At 67.4% G+C, this 14,830-nt stretch carries 16 protein-coding genes; 7 read left to right on the top strand and 9 right to left on the bottom strand.

The genetic code is table 11. From position 1 onward, the window contains the following. Positions 1–4: 4 nt before the first annotated feature. A complete protein-coding gene (gene hmgA, locus CKW06_RS21440) occupies positions 5–1,303 on the top strand; it encodes a homogentisate 1,2-dioxygenase (protein ID WP_012481453.1) in 1,299 nt (432 codons plus the stop codon). A gap of 84 nt (positions 1,304–1,387) precedes the next feature. On the opposite strand, the gene CKW06_RS21435 is transcribed toward hmgA, so the two are convergent. Further along, positions 1,388–1,924, bottom strand: a complete 537-nt coding sequence (locus CKW06_RS21435) for a hypothetical protein (protein WP_024957673.1) — start codon at positions 1,922–1,924, stop codon at positions 1,388–1,390. Between the two features lie 125 nt (positions 1,925–2,049). Between CKW06_RS21435 and CKW06_RS21430 the strand changes: the two genes are divergently transcribed. Together CKW06_RS21430 and CKW06_RS21425 are read left to right on the top strand one after the other, a co-directional pair. Continuing rightward, positions 2,050–2,706 (top strand): hypothetical protein, encoded by a 657-nt coding sequence (locus tag CKW06_RS21430; RefSeq protein WP_005411337.1) that lies wholly within the window; start codon positions 2,050–2,052, stop codon positions 2,704–2,706. A 73-nt stretch (positions 2,707–2,779) separates the two neighbouring features. Then, on the top strand, positions 2,780–3,739 hold the full coding sequence (locus CKW06_RS21425) for a sodium:calcium antiporter (RefSeq protein ID WP_024957674.1): 960 nt from the start codon (positions 2,780–2,782) through the stop codon (positions 3,737–3,739). A 74-nt stretch (positions 3,740–3,813) separates the two neighbouring features. Here CKW06_RS21425 and CKW06_RS21420 read toward each other — a convergent pair whose 3' ends face one another. The 8 genes from CKW06_RS21420 to CKW06_RS21385 all read right to left on the bottom strand — a co-directional run bounded on the left by CKW06_RS21420 (position 3,814) and on the right by CKW06_RS21385 (position 11,683). Further along, positions 3,814–4,203, bottom strand: a complete 390-nt coding sequence (locus tag CKW06_RS21420) for a Na+/H+ antiporter subunit G (RefSeq protein WP_024957675.1) — start codon at positions 4,201–4,203, stop codon at positions 3,814–3,816. Further along, complete coding sequence (locus tag CKW06_RS21415; protein WP_005411334.1) at positions 4,200–4,484, bottom strand: K+/H+ antiporter subunit F; 285 nt, start codon at positions 4,482–4,484, stop codon at positions 4,200–4,202. The genes CKW06_RS21420 and CKW06_RS21415 overlap by 4 nt, the downstream gene beginning before the upstream one ends. Then, positions 4,481–4,987, bottom strand: a complete 507-nt coding sequence (locus CKW06_RS21410; RefSeq protein ID WP_005411333.1) for a Na+/H+ antiporter subunit E — start codon at positions 4,985–4,987, stop codon at positions 4,481–4,483. Before CKW06_RS21410 ends, CKW06_RS21415 begins: the two co-directional genes overlap by 4 nt. Continuing rightward, positions 4,984–6,519, bottom strand: a complete 1,536-nt coding sequence (locus tag CKW06_RS21405; protein WP_024957676.1) for a monovalent cation/H+ antiporter subunit D — start codon at positions 6,517–6,519, stop codon at positions 4,984–4,986. The genes CKW06_RS21410 and CKW06_RS21405 overlap by 4 nt, the downstream gene beginning before the upstream one ends. Beyond that, on the bottom strand, positions 6,516–6,908 hold the full coding sequence (locus CKW06_RS21400; protein WP_024957677.1) for a Na+/H+ antiporter subunit C: 393 nt from the start codon (positions 6,906–6,908) through the stop codon (positions 6,516–6,518). The genes CKW06_RS21405 and CKW06_RS21400 overlap by 4 nt, the downstream gene beginning before the upstream one ends. Beyond that, entirely contained in the window at positions 6,908–9,736 is a 2,829-nt protein-coding gene (locus tag CKW06_RS21395; RefSeq protein ID WP_005411330.1) for a monovalent cation/H+ antiporter subunit A, read from the bottom strand. Before CKW06_RS21395 ends, CKW06_RS21400 begins: the two co-directional genes overlap by 1 nt. A gap of 333 nt (positions 9,737–10,069) precedes the next feature. After that, entirely contained in the window at positions 10,070–10,555 is a 486-nt protein-coding gene (locus tag CKW06_RS21390) for an Mpo1 family 2-hydroxy fatty acid dioxygenase (protein ID WP_005411329.1), read from the bottom strand. Positions 10,556–10,756: 201 nt separating this feature from the next. Then, complete coding sequence (locus tag CKW06_RS21385; RefSeq protein WP_005414703.1) at positions 10,757–11,683, bottom strand: phosphoribosylaminoimidazolesuccinocarboxamide synthase; 927 nt, start codon at positions 11,681–11,683, stop codon at positions 10,757–10,759. Positions 11,684–11,827: 144 nt separating this feature from the next. On the opposite strand from CKW06_RS21385, the gene CKW06_RS21380 reads away from it, so the two are divergent. The 4 genes from CKW06_RS21380 to yegS all read left to right on the top strand — a co-directional run bounded on the left by CKW06_RS21380 (position 11,828) and on the right by yegS (position 14,659). Then, complete coding sequence (locus CKW06_RS21380) at positions 11,828–12,157, top strand: J domain-containing protein (RefSeq protein ID WP_005411327.1); 330 nt, start codon at positions 11,828–11,830, stop codon at positions 12,155–12,157. A 30-nt stretch (positions 12,158–12,187) separates the two neighbouring features. Then, positions 12,188–12,862: a ribulose-phosphate 3-epimerase gene (rpe, locus tag CKW06_RS21375; protein ID WP_005411326.1), complete on the top strand. Its 675-nt coding sequence runs from the start codon at positions 12,188–12,190 to the stop codon at positions 12,860–12,862. Positions 12,863–12,921: 59 nt separating this feature from the next. Beyond that, a complete protein-coding gene (locus CKW06_RS21370; protein WP_012481443.1) occupies positions 12,922–13,404 on the top strand; it encodes a GNAT family N-acetyltransferase in 483 nt (160 codons plus the stop codon). Positions 13,405–13,729: 325 nt separating this feature from the next. After that, positions 13,730–14,659: a lipid kinase YegS gene (gene yegS / locus CKW06_RS21365; RefSeq protein WP_024957678.1), complete on the top strand. Its 930-nt coding sequence runs from the start codon at positions 13,730–13,732 to the stop codon at positions 14,657–14,659. The last annotated feature ends 171 nt before the right edge of the window (positions 14,660–14,830 follow it).

Genomic DNA, 14,830 nt, shown 5'->3' with positions numbered 1-14,830 from the left:
TCCCATGTCCCCCGCCATCACCGCCCGCGGCTACCAGTCCGGCTTCGGCAACGAATTCGCCACCGAGGCCGTTGCCGGCGCGCTGCCGGTCGGGCAGAACTCACCGCAGAAGGTGGCCCACGGCCTGTACGCCGAACAGTTGACCGGCACCGCCTTCACCGCGCCGCGTGGCAGCAACCGCCGCAGCTGGCTGTACCGGATCCGCCCGGCGGTGACCCATGGCGAGTTCACCCCGTTCGCGCAGTCGCAGCTGCAGTGTGATTTCGGCGCTCAGCCGGCCTCGCCAAACCAGCTGCGCTGGAGCCCACTGCCGCTGCCGGAGCTGCCGACCGATTTTGTCGAAGGTCTGTACACGATGGGTGGCAACGGCTCGCCCGATGCGCATGCCGGCGTGGGCATCCACCTATACGCTGCCAACCGCGACATGGTCGGCCGCTACTTCTACGACGCCGACGGCGAGCTGCTGATCGTGCCGCAGCTGGGCGCGCTGCGCCTGCTGACCGAGCTGGGCGTGATCGAGATCGAGCCGCAGCAGATCGCGGTGATCCCGCGCGGCGTGCGCTTCCGCGTTGAACTGCCCGATGGCCCCAGCCGTGGCTACATCTGCGAGAACTACGGTGCGCTGCTGAAGCTGCCCGACCTCGGCCCGATCGGATCCAACGGCCTGGCCAATCCGCGCGACTTCGAGACCCCGCACGCGGCGTTCGAGGATGTGGATGGCGATTTCGAGCTGATCGCGAAGTTCGAGGGCCGCCTGTGGCGTGCACCGATCGACCATTCGCCGCTGGACGTGGTGGCCTGGCACGGCAACTACGCGCCGTACCGTTACGACCTGCGTCGCTTCAACACCATCGGTTCGATCAGCTACGACCACCCGGATCCGTCGATCTTCCTGGTGCTGCATTCGCCCAGCGACACCCCGGGCACCAGCAACATGGACTTTGCGATCTTCCCGCCGCGCTGGCTGGTGGCGCAGAACACGTTCCGTCCGCCGTGGTTCCACCGCAACATCGCCAGTGAGTTCATGGGCCTGGTGCATGGCGCCTACGATGCCAAGGCCGAAGGCTTCGTCCCGGGTGGCGCCTCGCTGCACAACTGCATGAGTGGTCACGGCCCGGACGCGCCGACCTTCGACAAGGCCTCCAGTGCCGATCTGTCCAAGGCCGATGTGATCAAGGACACGATGGCCTTCATGTTCGAGACCCGCGCAGTGATCCGCCCGACCGCACAGGCGCTGGCCGCCGGCCACCGCCAGGGCGATTACCAGCAGTGCTGGAACGGCCTGCGCAATAACTTCCGTTGACCCTAAAAAGGGGACGGAGGGGATTAAGCCGCAATCAGCACACGTGTGCCTGAAACGACTTAATTCCCTCCGTCCCCTTTTTCTTCAGGCGACCTCGGCGAACGCGTCGCAATGCTCCAATGGCAACGCCTCCAGCAGGCGCTGCCGTACGCGCTGGCAATAGCCATCCGAAGTGAGCGTGGGCAGCAGCTGCATTGCCGACTGCAGTCGCTGCAGCACCTCGTCCTCCGCACGCGCTTGCTGCAGGTCGCGGAACAGCGCCGCCGCCTGTGGATGCCGCTGCATTTCCAGGATGCCCAGCGCGTAGATGCGCGCTGCCACCAGTGAGCGCCGGCGTTCGACCGCGGGTGCAGCAGGTGTCGCTGCCGGCGGCGTGGGCACCGGCGCCACCGCGGCTGCGGTCGACGGTGCTGGGGTCGTGGCGCCTGTGCCGGTGCTCAGGTACCCCGCCTGTACCAGCTGGATGACCATCGCCGGTGCTTCCTGGCCGAGCAGACCGGTCAGGTCGGCGACGGTACGCTGGCCGTCGCACAGGATCAGCAGCCGGCGCTGGCGCATGTCCAGCGGCGCGCGGTGGGCCTGCAGCGCGGTTCGGGCGAGATCGGTCTTGCGCGGTTGCATGGAAGGGACGGCCAGGTCGGTGCTCGCCGAGCCTGAACGAAGGCGATGAAACCGCGATGACAATGCAGCGCCTGCACACCGGATGGGCTAGCGTGCAGCCATCCTTGTGCCAGGGAACCGCACCGATGAAGCACCTTCCGCTTGCTGGTCTGTTGCTCCTTTCGCTCACCGCCTGCAGTGCTGGCCCCGACAAGCAGGGGGCGGCCGGCAGCGGCAGCGACACCCCGGCGGAAACCGCCTCGGCGACCGGACCCGCGCAGTCGACGGATCCCGACCTGGCCGCCCGTCCAGCCAATGACCGTCGCGAGGACAGTCCCGCGCGCCTGGATGGCTTCGCTGGGGCGAAGCTGGGTGCCGGCATCGCCGAGGTCCGTGCCGGCTTCGGCACGCCGCTGCAGGGTCTGGGCACCGATGCGGCCGGCAAGCCGCTGCCGGCTGACGACAGCAACGACGGCTGCTACTTCCTGCGCCCGCAGGATGCCGAAGATCCGCGCCTGATGATCGAGGGCCGCAAGCTGGTGCGCTACGACGTGCGCAGCGCCGCCATCACCGCACCGGGGGGGGGCAAGGTCGGCATGACCCTGGGTGAGCTGCAGGTGCTGTATCCCGAGCGCGCGGACGTCGGCCCCGACAAGTATGACGAGAAGGCCCAGCACCTGCGCGTGCGCCCGGCGCAGGAGGGCGGGGCGGTGATCGACTTCGCACTCGGTGCCGATGGCCGGGTGGGTGCCTGGCGCGTCGGACAGACCCCGCAGGTCGATTATGCGGAAGGCTGCGGCTGATCCTTGATCCACGGCCCAGCCGCGCGTACGGGCCAAGCGTAGAATCGCGCCACGACCGCTGGGGGAGTGCTCGATGATCGCCATTGCCATTGCCTGGTTCCTGCTCGGCCTGCTGCTGCTGGCGCTGGGCGGGGACTCCATCGTCAAGGCCGTGTCCGGCCTGGCCCAGCGTTTCGGGGCCAGCCCATTCACTGCCGGGCTGTTGCTGCTCGGGGTGACCACCTCGTTGCCGGAACTGGCAGTCAACGCGCGCGCCCTGGCGGTGGGCCAACCGGAGCTGGCACTGGGCAACGCGGTGGGCAGCAGCATCGTCAACCTGGGCTTGACCCTGGCCCTGGCGGCCATGGCTGCGCCCCTGCTGCTGCGCGCGCGCCTGCAGACGGTGCTGTGGTGGTCGCTGCTGGCGGCGGGTGTGCTGCTGATCCTGTTCGGGCTTGATGGCGGCCTGGCACGTTGGGAAGGCGGCATACTGCTGGTCGGCTTCATCGTGGTGCAGGTGCTGCTGCTGCGCCGCGGTCGCGGCGAGAGCGCGGAGGTGCAGGTGGCCATCGCCGAGTCCGCACTGAGCCGCACCAGCCTGCCGTTGAACGTGCTGCGCGTGCTGATTGCCGCGTTGACGCTGTACTGGGGCGCGCGCCTGGTGGTGGGCGCCGCCGCCGACTTCGGCGCCGCCCTGGGTTGGACGCCGCTGCTGGTCGGCCTGCTGCCGGTGGCGATCGGTACCGCACTGCCGGAGGTGGCCACCGCCATCGCCGCCGCGCGTCGCGGGCATGGCGACATGGTACTGGGCCACGTGCTGGGTTCCAGCGTGGTCAACCTGCTGCTGGTGATCGGTGCGATGGCCGTGCTGCAGCCGCTGGCGCTGCCGGCCTCGTTCGTGCGCCTGGAACTGCCGGCGCTGCTGGCGTTCGCGCTGGTGCTGTACCCGATGCTGCGTGGCGACCTGAAGATCAGTCGTGGCGAAGGCGGGATCCTGCTGGTCGCGTTTGTCGGCTGGTTCGTGCTGGAGCTGCTGCTGGTCGGCGCGGCATGAGGTAGTGCCGGCCGCTGGCCGGCAACCTCACTGCCTCTGACGGAACCCTTGCCACTGCCGGCCAGCGGCCGGCACTACCGGTTCTGCGTGGTTTCTTCTTCCCGCACCGGCTCCGGCGGTGGCAGCTGCTCCTCGGCGGCACGTTCGTTGCCCGGCAGGGTGGGGCGGGTCTCCATCAGCAGCGACAGCGCGGCCTTGGCCATCATGTGCGCGCTGATCGGTGCGGTGATGAACAGGAACACGGTGATCAGCAGCTCGCGCGGCTGCGGGTCCTGGCCGAGGAAGATGTGGTAGCAGACCGAGCACACCAGCACGCAGCCCACGCCCAGCGTGCTGGCCTTGGTCGGCGCGTGCAGGCGCTTGAAGAAGGTCGACAGCTTCACCAGGCCCAGTGCGCCGACCAGGATGAAGAAGCAGCCGAACAGCAGCAGCATCGACAGGCCGATCTGGATCGCGGTGATCATTCGACGATGTCCCGGCGCAGCACGAACTTGCTCAGCACCACGGTGCTGCCGAAGCCGAGCATGGCGATGATCAGCGCCGCCTCGAAGTAGATCGGCGAATTGAGATACATGCCGAACAGCATCAGCTCGGCGATCGCGGTCACCGACAGGGTGTCCAGCGCAAGGATGCGGTCGGGCACGGTCGGCCCGCGCAGCAGGCGCCAGGTGGCCAGCAGCATGGCCAGGCCGACCACGTGCATGCACACCACCAGTGTGGTCTGGATGACTTCAAAACCGGTCATGGGAAGATCTCCATCAACGGCGCCTCGTAACGGCGCTTGATCGTATCGATCAGGTCCTGTGGGTCCTCCAGGTGCAGCACATGCACCAGCAGGAACTTGCGGTCGTCGCTGAGCGCGGCCGAGACCGTGCCCGGGGTCAGGGTGATCATGCTGGTCAGCGCGGCGATGCCGTGGATGTTGGCGATGTCCAGCGGCAGCCAGATGAAACCCGGGTGGATGTTCTTTTCCGGGCCCAGCACCTGCAGGGCGACACGGATGTTGGACATCAGGATGTCCCACAGGGTCACGCACACCAGCCTGGGCAGTGGCCGCAGGGTGCCGATGCGGGCGAACTCGCGGTCCAGGCGCGCGGCGAACAGCGGCACCACCACGCCCAGCAGCAGCCCCAGCACGATCTGGCCGAGGGTGAAGCTGTCGGACATCAGCAGCCAGAACGCCACCACCATGATGCTGAGCATCGGCGAGGGAATCAGGCGACGGAACAGGGAGCGCTGGGCGGTCATGGCTGGCGGATCTCCGGCGTGGTCGCACGCAGTTGCTGCACGTACTCGCTGGGTTGCAGCAGCTGTGCGGCGGTGGCGTCGGTGTAGCGCATCAAGGGTGCCGCGGCCAGGGTCATGCCGATGCCGTAGGCCAGCAGCAGGCAGGCGGCGTAGAGTTCTACCCGGCGCAGGGGAGCCTTGCGCGGCTTCGGTGCATCGGGATCGCCCGGCGGCACGCGCCAGAACAGGCGGATGCCGCCGCGGGTCAGGCCCATGATCACCAGCAGGCTGCTGACCAGCACGGCGGTCCAGACCGGGCCGATGTACTGCGCCGGCATGCCGGCCAGCAGCGCGGCCTTGGCCAGGAAGCCGGACAGAGGCGGCAGGCCGGCCACCGACACTGCCCCGATCAGGAACAGCACCGCCGGCGTTTCCTTGCCCGGCATCGGCGCCACCACCTCCTTGCGGTCGCTGGCGCCACCACGGCGGCGGCGGATCAGGTCGGCAACCAGGAACAGCGCAGCGGCCACGAAGCTGCTGTGCGGCAGGTAGTACAGGCCGGCCGACAGCACCTGCGGCGTGCCCACCGAGAAGGCGATGAACAGCGTGGCTGCCGACACGATGACCAGGTAGGAAATCAGTACGCGCAGGCGGGTCGCGGCCAGGGCGCCGAGCCCGCCCAGCACCAGCGTCGCCACGCCGGCCCACAGCAGCCAGTCGCGGCCATAGCCGGCCATCGCGCCGGCATCGTCGCCGAACCACAGCATCTGGATGCGCAGCACCGAATACAGGCCGACCTTGGTCATGATCGCGAACAGCGCCGCCACTGCGGCCGGCGCGCGCGAATAGGCTTCCGGCAGCCACAGGTACAGCGGCATCAGCGCGGCCTTGGCGCAGAACACCAGCAGCAACAGGCCCATCGTGGCCTTCACCAGGGTCAGCTGCGTCGGCGGCACCGCGGCAATGCGCTGCGACAGCTCGGCCATGTTCAGCGAACCCAGCGTGGCGTACAGCAGGCCCAGCGCGATCAGGAACAGGGTCGAGGCGGTGACGTTGAACACCACGTAGTGCAGGCCGATGCGCATGCGCAGGCCGCGGCCACCGCTGAGCAGCAGGCCGTAGGAGGCGATCAGCATCACCTCGAAGAACACGAACAGGTTGAAGATGTCGCCGGTCAGGAACGCGCCGTTGAGGCCGACCAGCTGGAACTGGAACAGCGCGTGGAAGTGCGGTGCGCGGCGGTCCCAACCCGAGCAGGCGTGCAGCAGGCAGGGAATGGCCAGCAGCAGGGTGGTCAGCAGCATCCATGCCGACAGCCGGTCGGCCACCAGCGCGATGCCCAGCCGCGACGGCCAGTCGCCCAGCAGGTAGACGTTGATATCACCGCCCGCGGTCGACGCGAACAGCAGGCTCACCGCCAGCGCCAGCGCCGACAGTGCGGTCCAGGCCACCGCGCGCTGCACCCTGGGGCCGTAGCGGCGGTGTTCGACGAACAGCGACAGCGCGGCGCCGAGCAGCGGAATCAGGATCGGCAGGATCACCAGATGGTTCATGCGCGATCCTCGCCCTGGCGCGCCGATGCGTTCTCATCCTGCAGGTCGTCGTCGGGCTCGTGGGCGTCCACATGGTCGCTGTGGTTGTCGCTGCGGCTACGCATGGCCAGCACGATGCTCACTGCGGTCATCGCGAAGGCGATCACGATCGCGGTCAGCACCAGTGCCTGCGGCAGCGGGTCGGTGTAGTTGCCCAGGTGGCTGTCCACGCCCTCCTGCAGCACCGGCGCCTTGCCCAGCACCACGCGGCCACCGGCGAAGATCAGCAGGTTGGTGGCGTAGGACAGGAAGGTCATGCCGAGGATCACGTCGAAGCTGCGCGCACGCAGCAGCAGGTAGATGCCGATGGCGGTCAGCACGCCGATCGCGGTAGCCAGGGCCAGTTCCATCAGTGCATCTCCCCGGTGCGGGCCGAACGGCGTTGCAGGTCGATCTCACCCTTGCGGGCAGCGCGGGTACGCGAGGGCTTGATCGTGCCCATCATCGACAGCATCAGCATGGCGCCGCCGAACACCACCAGATACACGCCGATGTCAAAACCGATCGCGCTGGCCAGCGGCACGTCGCCGATCAATGGCAGATGCAGGTCGAGGTGGCCACTGGTCAGGAACGGCACGCCGAACAGCATCGAGGCGCTGCCGCTGAGCAGGGCGATCAGCAGGCCCATGCCGATGCAGCGGATGTAGTCGAAGCCGAAGCGCGATTCCACCGACGCGGTGCCCTGGATCACGTACTGGATCAGCAGCGGCACCGCCAGCACCAGGCCGGCGATGAAGCCACCACCGGGCGCGTTGTGGCCGCGCAGGAACAGGAAGATCGACACGGTCAGCGTCAGCGGGAACATGATCTGCGCCAGGTCGGCCGGCACCGGCAGCTTGATCGGCGGGCCGGGCATGATCTGTTCCGGTGCCATCCGCGTGCGCCGCAGCAGTGCGTGCACCACCAGCGCGGCGATGCCGAACACGGTGATCTCGCCGAAGGTATCGAAGCCGCGGAAGTCGACCAGGATCACGTTGACCACGTTCTGGCCGTAGGCCTCGGGCAACGCACGGGCGAGCAGTTCGCCGGCCATGGTGTTCGGCGGCAGGGTCATCGCCGAATAGGCCAGCGCACCCAGCCCGGCGCCGGCGATGATCGCGATCACCGCATCGCGGCGCTTGCGCCAGCGCGGACGTTCCGGCCCGGACTGCGCGGGCAGGTAGTTCATGCCCAGCAGCATCAGCACCAGGGTCACCATCTCCACGAGCAGCTGGGTCAGGGCCAGGTCGGGTGCGGACAGGAACACGAAGGTCAGCGCCACCATCAGGCCGACGCCGCCGACCAGCAGCACCGCCAGCAGGCGCTGCTTGTAGATGCGCAGGGTGGCCACCGCGCAGGCCATCATCACCAGCCACAGCGCCCAGCCCAGCAGCGGCATCGGCTGCGGCGCGGTCCAGTTTGGCGACGCCGGATCTGCCACGAATGGCGCGGCGGCAACTGCGATCGCCACCAGCACCAGGCCCAGCAGCATGCGCTGCAGGCTGCCGTTGGCGATGCCGTTGGTCAGGCGCATGGCCAGTGCGGACACGGCATCCAGCTGTGCATGGAACACATTGCGGCCAGTGCTGACGTTGGTCACGGCATGCAGGTTGATCAGCTTGCGCAGGCCGAAGTACAGCGCCACGCCGCCGATCACGCCGATCGCGCTCATCGCCAGCGGCAGGTTGAAGCCGTGCCATACCGCCAGACTGTACTCGGGCATGGCGCTGCCGAGGATCGACGCCGCAGCGGCATGCAGCACCGGTGCCACGGTCAGTGCCGGGGCGATGCCAACTGCCACGCAGATCACCACCAGCAGTTCCACCGGTACCTTCATCCAGCGCGGCGGCTCATGCGGCACGCGATCCAGGTCGTGCGGGCCGGGGCCAAAGAAGGTGTCGTGCACGAAGCGCAGGCTGTAGGCCACCCCGAATACGCCAGCCAGCAATGCGGCGATCGACACCGCCGTGCGCATGATTCCCGGGCCTCCGGCCGTGATCGCCTCGGCAAACAGCATTTCCTTGGACAGGAAGCCGTTGAGCAGCGGGATGCCGGCCATCGCCAGCGAGGCGATGATCGCCAGCGCGCTGGTGAACGGCATCAGCCTGCGCAGGCCGCCCAGCTTGCGCATGTCGCGGGTGCCGGTCTCATGGTCGATGATGCCGGCGGCCATGAACAGCGAGGCCTTGAAGGTGGCGTGGTTGAGGATGTGGAACACACCGGCCACCACCGCCATCGGCGTGGACAGGCCGAACAGCAGGGTGATCAGGCCCAGATGGGAAATGGTCGAATAAGCCAGCAGGCCTTTCAGATCGTGCTGGAAGATCGCGTTCCAGGCGCCGATCAACAGGGTGATCGCACCGATGCCGCTGACCGTGTAGAAGAACAGGTCGCTGCCGGCCAGCGCTGGATGCAGGCGCGCCAGCAGGAACACACCGGCCTTCACCATGGTGGCCGAGTGCAGGTAGGCAGAGACCGGAGTGGGCGCGGCCATCGCGTGCGGCAGCCAGAAATGGAACGGGAACTGCGCGCTCTTGGTGAAGATGCCCGCCAGCACCAGGAACAGCGCGTACGGGTACAGCGCGCTGGCGCGGATCTGCTCGCCGGCGGCCAGCACCACGTCCAGGTCGAAGCTGCCGACGATGCGCCCGATCAGCAGTACGCCACCGAGCAGCGCAAGGCCGCCGCCGCCAGTGATCACCAGCGCCATCCGCGCGCCCTCGCGGGCGTCCTGGCGGTGCGACCAGAAACCGATCAGCAGGAACGAGCTGATGCTGGTCATTTCCCAGAAGATCATCAGCAACAGCAGGTTGCCCGACAGCACCATGCCCAGCATGGCGCCCATGAACAGCAGCAGGTAGCAGTAGAAGCGGTGCGCGTTGTCCTGCTGGCTCAGGTAGTAGCGCGCGTACAGCACCACCAGCGCGCCGATGCCCAGCACCAGCCCGGCGAACATCCACGCCAGCCCGTCCAGGCGCAGGGTGAAGTCCAGGCCGATCTGCGGCAGCCAAGGGACCATCGTCCGCACCACCTGGCCGTCGAGTACGGACGGGGTCAGCCAGCCGAGGATGGCCAGTCCGCCCAACGGCGCCAGCGCCGCCAGCCAGGCAGCAGTCGAGCGCGAACTACGGGGGAAGGCCGCAACAGCCGCTGCCATCAGGAACGGCAGGGCCAGCAGCAGGGGCAGGCTGGGGAGCATGCAGGGAATCCATGATTCACGAGCAGGTCAGGGAGGATAACAGGCTGCGAAATGTCGCTGAAACCCATCGAACAGCGATCAATTGCATGTAACGTCCGCTGATTCATATTTTCTGCGACGCAACATCGCGTTCCTGCAGTCCCTCCCCGGTTGCCCTCGGGGGACGCCCTACGCCCACGCAGGGAGACCGCAGGCCCTGTCGCACAGGGGCTGCCGTCGACGGGCGGGAAGTGGGGAGCGGATCACCGGCGCAGGCTGGCAGGGCCGTCGTGAAGTGCGGGTGATGGAATCTGCCCGTTCAGGAAACGAGGGGCGCCGTCGACCCTGGGCAGGTCAGTAGCGCCAGTCGAGCTTGCGGTAGAACTTGGCCATCACCCAGGCCGGGCCGATCAGCAGGTAGGTCAGGTCGGTCAGGAAGCTGGGCTTGCGGCCCTCGAACTTGTGGCCGATGAACTGCGCGATCCAAGCCACCACGAACACGCCCACCGCCAGCCAGAACAGGTTGTGCAGGCCGATTTCGGCCTCCAGCAGGCGGCACAGGCAGCCGAACACGAAGAACTGGATGAGCATGCCGATGCCCAGCGGGCGCGACAGTTTGTTGTAGAAGCACCAGGCGCTGAACATCGCGAACGCCGACCAGATGCCGTACTGGAACCAGGTGATCAGCGGCGGCAGGCACCAGAGCAGGGCCACCACCGACCACAGGATCGCCGGGACCGCCACCACGTGGATGCGCTGGTTGATCACATTGCGGTGGTCGTCGGAGTAGCTGGCGAAATAGCGGTCGATCGGCCGCGCAAGCTCGGTGGATGTCTGCATGCTGCGTTGCTTCCTCGGACAACGGTAGTGCCGGCCGCTGGCCGGCACTCCAGAGCATAGCCGAGTTCGTGAGGTTGCCGGCCAGCGGCCGGCACTACCAGAGCCAGGCCATGCCTGGCTGCAGGTGTTCGCGAGGTTGCCGGCCAGCGGCCGGCACTACCGAACGCGCCCCCCGCCTTTCCGGCCGGGGGCGCAGGCGCATCAGTCGACGCTGATCCCGGCCAGGCGCTGCAGTGCCTCGGCATACTTGGCGCGGGTGCGCTCGATGATCTCGGCCGGGATGGTCGGGCCCGGGGCGGTCTTGCCCCAGTCCAGCGTCTCCAGGTAATCGCGCACGAACTGCTTGTCGTAGCTCGGCGGGCTGGTGCCCACTTCGTACTCGTCGGCCGGCCAGTAACGCGAGGAATCCGGCGTCAGCATCTCGTCCATGATGTACAGGCGGCCATCGGCGTCGGTCCCGAACTCGAACTTGGTATCGGCCAGGATGATGCCGCGCTCGCGGGCGTAATCGGCCGCGAACTTGTAGATGCGCAGGGTGGCGTCGCGCACGCGCTCGGCCAGTTCCGCACCGACCTGCTTCACCATCGCATCGAAATCGATGTTCTCGTCATGGTCGCCGACAGCGGCCTTGGTCGACGGGGTGAAGATCGGCTCGGGCAGCTGCTCGGCCTGGCGCAGGCCGTCGGGCAGGTCGATGCCGCTGACCTTGCCGGTGCGCTGGTAATCCTTCCAACCGCTGCCGATCAGGTAGCCGCGGGCGATCGCTTCCACCGGCACCGGCTTCAGCTTGCGGGTGACTACCGCGCGCTTGGCATACAGGGCCGGGTCCACGCCTTCGGGCAGCACGCTGGCCACGTCGATGCCGGTCAGGTGGTTGGGCATCAGGTGCGCGGTCTTGGCGAACCAGAAATTGGAGACCTGGCAGAGCATCTCGCCCTTGCCCGGGATCGGGTCGGGCAGGACCACGTCGAACGCCGACAGGCGATCGGTGGCCACCATCAGCAGGTACTCGCCCGGCGGGGTTCCGGCTGGCAGCCGCTCGCGCGGGATATCGAACACATCACGCACCTTGCCGCGATGGCGCAAGGGCAGGCCGGGGAGATCGGATTGCAACAGCGTGGTTGGCACGGGCACTCCTGGGGCGTTGTCGATACGGCTGCTGCCCAACGGACCCGGCGGGCCCGCTGACCAGCGGGCGGCCTAGTGTAAAGCCGTCCGGGCCCGCTGTGACGTAAAATGAGCGTCCATTTCGTCGGTCGACCCCGGAGCGCCATGCGCTGGTACGGAAAACTGCTCGGATTCATCGCCGGCGCCCTGCTGTTCCGGCCCAATCCGCTGTTCGGGGCGGTGGTCGGCCTGCTGATCGGCCATGCCTTTGATTCGGACTGGTTCCGCCTGAACAAGGAGAACCCGTACCGGGAGCTGGGGCTGACCTCCGAGGCCACCGATGCCGAGGTCGAGCGCGCCTACCGCAAGCTGATCTCGCAGTACCACCCCGACAAGCTTGGCGGCGCCGCCCCCGAGCTGCAGCAGCAGGCCGAGCAGAAGTCGCGGCGCATCAACGCCGCCTACGACCGCATCAAGACCCTGCGCAAGCGCTGACCCCCTTTCCCCTCGTTGCAAGGCCCGGCCATGTCCCACTGCCTCATCGCCCCCTCCATCCTGTCCGCCAACTTCGCCCGCCTCGGCGAGGAAGTCGACAACGTCCTCGCCGCTGGCGCGGACTGGGTCCACTTCGACGTGATGGACAACCACTACGTGCCGAACCTGACCATCGGCCCGATGGTCTGCCAGGCGCTGCGCAAGCACGGCGTGACCGCGCCAATCGACGTGCACCTGATGGTCGAGCCGGTGGACCGCATCATCCCGGACTTCGCCGAGGCCGGTGCCACCTACATCAGCTTCCACCCGGAGGCGAGCCGCCACGTGCACCGCACCATCCAGCTGATCCGTTCGCTGGGCTGCAAGCCGGGCATCGTGCTCAATCCGGCCACGCCGGTGGACATCCTCGACTGGGTGCTGGAGGACCTGGACCTGGTGCTGCTGATGTCGGTCAACCCGGGCTTTGGTGGTCAGGCCTTCATCCCCTCGGCGCTGGACAAGCTGAAGGTGGTGCGCAAGATGATCGATGCCAGCGGCAAGGACATCCGCCTGGAGATCGACGGCGGCGTGAAGGCCGACAACATCGGCGAGATCGCGGCTGCCGGTGCCGACACCTTTGTCGCCGGCTCGGCCATCTTCAACGCCAAGACCAGCTACCAGGACGTGATCGCGCAGATGCGCGCGAACGTCGCTGCGGCACGCTGACAAAAAGGGGACGGAGGGGATTAATCTCGTTTAATTCCCTCCGTCCCCTTTATCTGCGCATGGCACTGTTGAACATCCGTCCGGCCACCGTGGCCGATGCTGGCCTGATCCTGCATTTCATCCGCGAACTGGCCATCTACGAGAAGGCCGAGCATTCGGTACAGACCGATGAGATCGGCATCGCCGAGAGCCTGTTCGGCGCCGATGCCACGGCGCGCGCGTTGATCTGCGAAGCCGACGGCGAGGCCATCGGCTATGCGGTGTACTTCTACAACTACTCCACCTGGCTGGGCCGCAAGGGCATCTACCTGGAAGACCTCTACGTCAGCCAGGAAAAGCGCGGCGTGGGCGCCGGCAAGGCACTGCTGAAGTACATCGCACGCCAGGCCGTAGCCGAGGGCTGCGGTCGCTTCGAATGGTCGGTGCTGGACTGGAACACCCCGGCCATCGAGTTCTACACCGCTGCCGGTGCGAAGCCGCAGGACGAGTGGACCGTGTACCGGCTGCAGGGCCAGGCGCTGCACGATTTCGCCAACGGTTGAAGCGAAGTGCATCCACGCATGGCGTGGATCTACCAACCGGGTGGGTGCAAACCGCAACCCGGGGGGAGCGAACCGCAACCTGGTGGGGAGCGAACCGCAACCTGGTGGGTGCGCACCTTGGTTCGCACTCCCTGCACACCCCAAAAAAAAGCCACGCCAATCACTGGCGTGGCCTCGCTGCATGCGTGGGAGGCTGATCCTGCCTCCATCCGTCGTCCCTGCTATGGACTCCCATTCTCCGGTAGCTGAATGACATCTGCGTGACATTCACCGCAGGCAAACAGCGCATTGCTAGCCTGTGCCACCGCATCCCTGGAAGCTCTGCATGACCACCCCGCGCTGGCGCCTGATCCTCAACGGCAAATCCGCCGGCAATGATGAGTTGCGCGACGCCGTCGGCCATTGGCGCGGACAGGGCGTGCAGCTGGAAGTGCGGGTGACCTGGGAGGACGGTGACGCCGAGCGCTATGTCGCCGAGGCGATCGACCATGGCGTGGATGTGATCGTAGCCGCCGGTGGCGATGGCACGCTCAGTGCGGTGGCCGAGACACTGGCGCATCGTGAGGAGCTGGAAGATGCGCTGCCCTCGCTGGCGCTGATCCCGATGGGGACCGCCAACGATTTCGCGACTGCGGCTGGCATACCGACCGAACCGAAGGAGGCCTTCGCCTTGATCGGGCAGGCGACGCCGCACGCCATTGACCTGTTGCGCGTGAACGCCGATGGCACCCAATGGTGGTGCGCCAATCTCGCCAGCGGTGGCTTCGGCACGCAGGTGACGGTGGAGACTGATGCGGGCTTGAAGAAGATGCTGGGCGGGCTGGCCTATGTGATCACCGGCATCGCCAAGCTGGGCCGCATCGAGCCGATCACCGCGCGCCTGTCCGGCCCGGATTTCGCGTGGGAAGGCGACTTCATCGCGCTCGGCATCGGCAATGGCCGCCAGGCCGGCGGTGGCCAGCAGCTGTGCCCGCAGGCCCTGATCGACGACGGGCTGCTGGATGTCACCGTGCTGCCAGAGCTGGAAGGGGAGGTCACCGCCACCCTCGGCCAGATGCTGAAGTCCGGCACCCAGGCTGCGCTGGAACAGCTGGCCACGCGTGCGCGGCTGCCGTGGCTGGAGGTCGCATCCGAGCGCCCGCTGACCCTCAATCTGGATGGCGAGCCGGTACAGGCCCGTCAGTTCCGCATCGAGTGCGTGCCGGGCAGGGTGCGGATGCATCTTCCGGCTGGCTGCCCGTTGCTGGGTGGGTAGGGAGGTAGAGTCGACTGTTAGTCGACTGCTTCTCGTTCCGACGGCGTAAAACCTCGCGCTACGCGCGCAAGTCGACCAACAGTCGACTCTATCGGTCCGCGTCGTCGGTTCCCGTGGCTGGCCCCGCCCGTCCCGTGGTTCAGTTTTCCAGGGTTCCCCTGCCGTCCAAGC

This window comes from Stenotrophomonas maltophilia (assembly GCF_900186865.1).
In the GTDB taxonomy this organism is placed as follows: Bacteria; Pseudomonadota; Gammaproteobacteria; order Xanthomonadales; family Xanthomonadaceae; genus Stenotrophomonas; species Stenotrophomonas maltophilia.
The sequence above is the reverse complement of the archived record's forward strand: the minus strand, read 5'-3'. Positions and strand labels throughout refer to the sequence as shown.

What these genes read in the sequence shown, in the direction of transcription:
- CKW06_RS21425 (WP_024957674.1), top strand. Translation starts at nt 2,780, where the DNA reads ATGATCGCCATTGCCATTGCCTGGTTCCTGCTCGGCCTGCTGCTGCTG.
- CKW06_RS21420 (WP_024957675.1), bottom strand. Translation starts at nt 4,203, where the DNA reads ATGATCACCGCGATCCAGATCGGCCTGTCGATGCTGCTGCTGTTCGGC.
- CKW06_RS21410 (WP_005411333.1), bottom strand. Translation starts at nt 4,987, where the DNA reads ATGACCGCCCAGCGCTCCCTGTTCCGTCGCCTGATTCCCTCGCCGATG.
- CKW06_RS21405 (WP_024957676.1), bottom strand. Translation starts at nt 6,519, where the DNA reads ATGAACCATCTGGTGATCCTGCCGATCCTGATTCCGCTGCTCGGCGCC.
- CKW06_RS21380 (WP_005411327.1), top strand. Translation starts at nt 11,828, where the DNA reads ATGCGCTGGTACGGAAAACTGCTCGGATTCATCGCCGGCGCCCTGCTG.
- CKW06_RS21400 (WP_024957677.1), bottom strand. Translation starts at nt 6,908, where the DNA reads ATGGAACTGGCCCTGGCTACCGCGATCGGCGTGCTGACCGCCATCGGC.
- CKW06_RS21390 (WP_005411329.1), bottom strand. Translation starts at nt 10,555, where the DNA reads ATGCAGACATCCACCGAGCTTGCGCGGCCGATCGACCGCTATTTCGCC.
- CKW06_RS21395 (WP_005411330.1), bottom strand. Translation starts at nt 9,736, where the DNA reads ATGCTCCCCAGCCTGCCCCTGCTGCTGGCCCTGCCGTTCCTGATGGCA.
- CKW06_RS21435 (WP_024957673.1), bottom strand. Translation starts at nt 1,924, where the DNA reads ATGCAACCGCGCAAGACCGATCTCGCCCGAACCGCGCTGCAGGCCCAC.
- yegS (WP_024957678.1), top strand. Translation starts at nt 13,730, where the DNA reads ATGACCACCCCGCGCTGGCGCCTGATCCTCAACGGCAAATCCGCCGGC.
- CKW06_RS21370 (WP_012481443.1), top strand. Translation starts at nt 12,922, where the DNA reads ATGGCACTGTTGAACATCCGTCCGGCCACCGTGGCCGATGCTGGCCTG.
- CKW06_RS21430 (WP_005411337.1), top strand. Translation starts at nt 2,050, where the DNA reads ATGAAGCACCTTCCGCTTGCTGGTCTGTTGCTCCTTTCGCTCACCGCC.
- rpe (WP_005411326.1), top strand. Translation starts at nt 12,188, where the DNA reads ATGTCCCACTGCCTCATCGCCCCCTCCATCCTGTCCGCCAACTTCGCC.
- CKW06_RS21415 (WP_005411334.1), bottom strand. Translation starts at nt 4,484, where the DNA reads ATGACCGGTTTTGAAGTCATCCAGACCACACTGGTGGTGTGCATGCAC.
- hmgA (WP_012481453.1), top strand. Translation starts at nt 5, where the DNA reads ATGTCCCCCGCCATCACCGCCCGCGGCTACCAGTCCGGCTTCGGCAAC.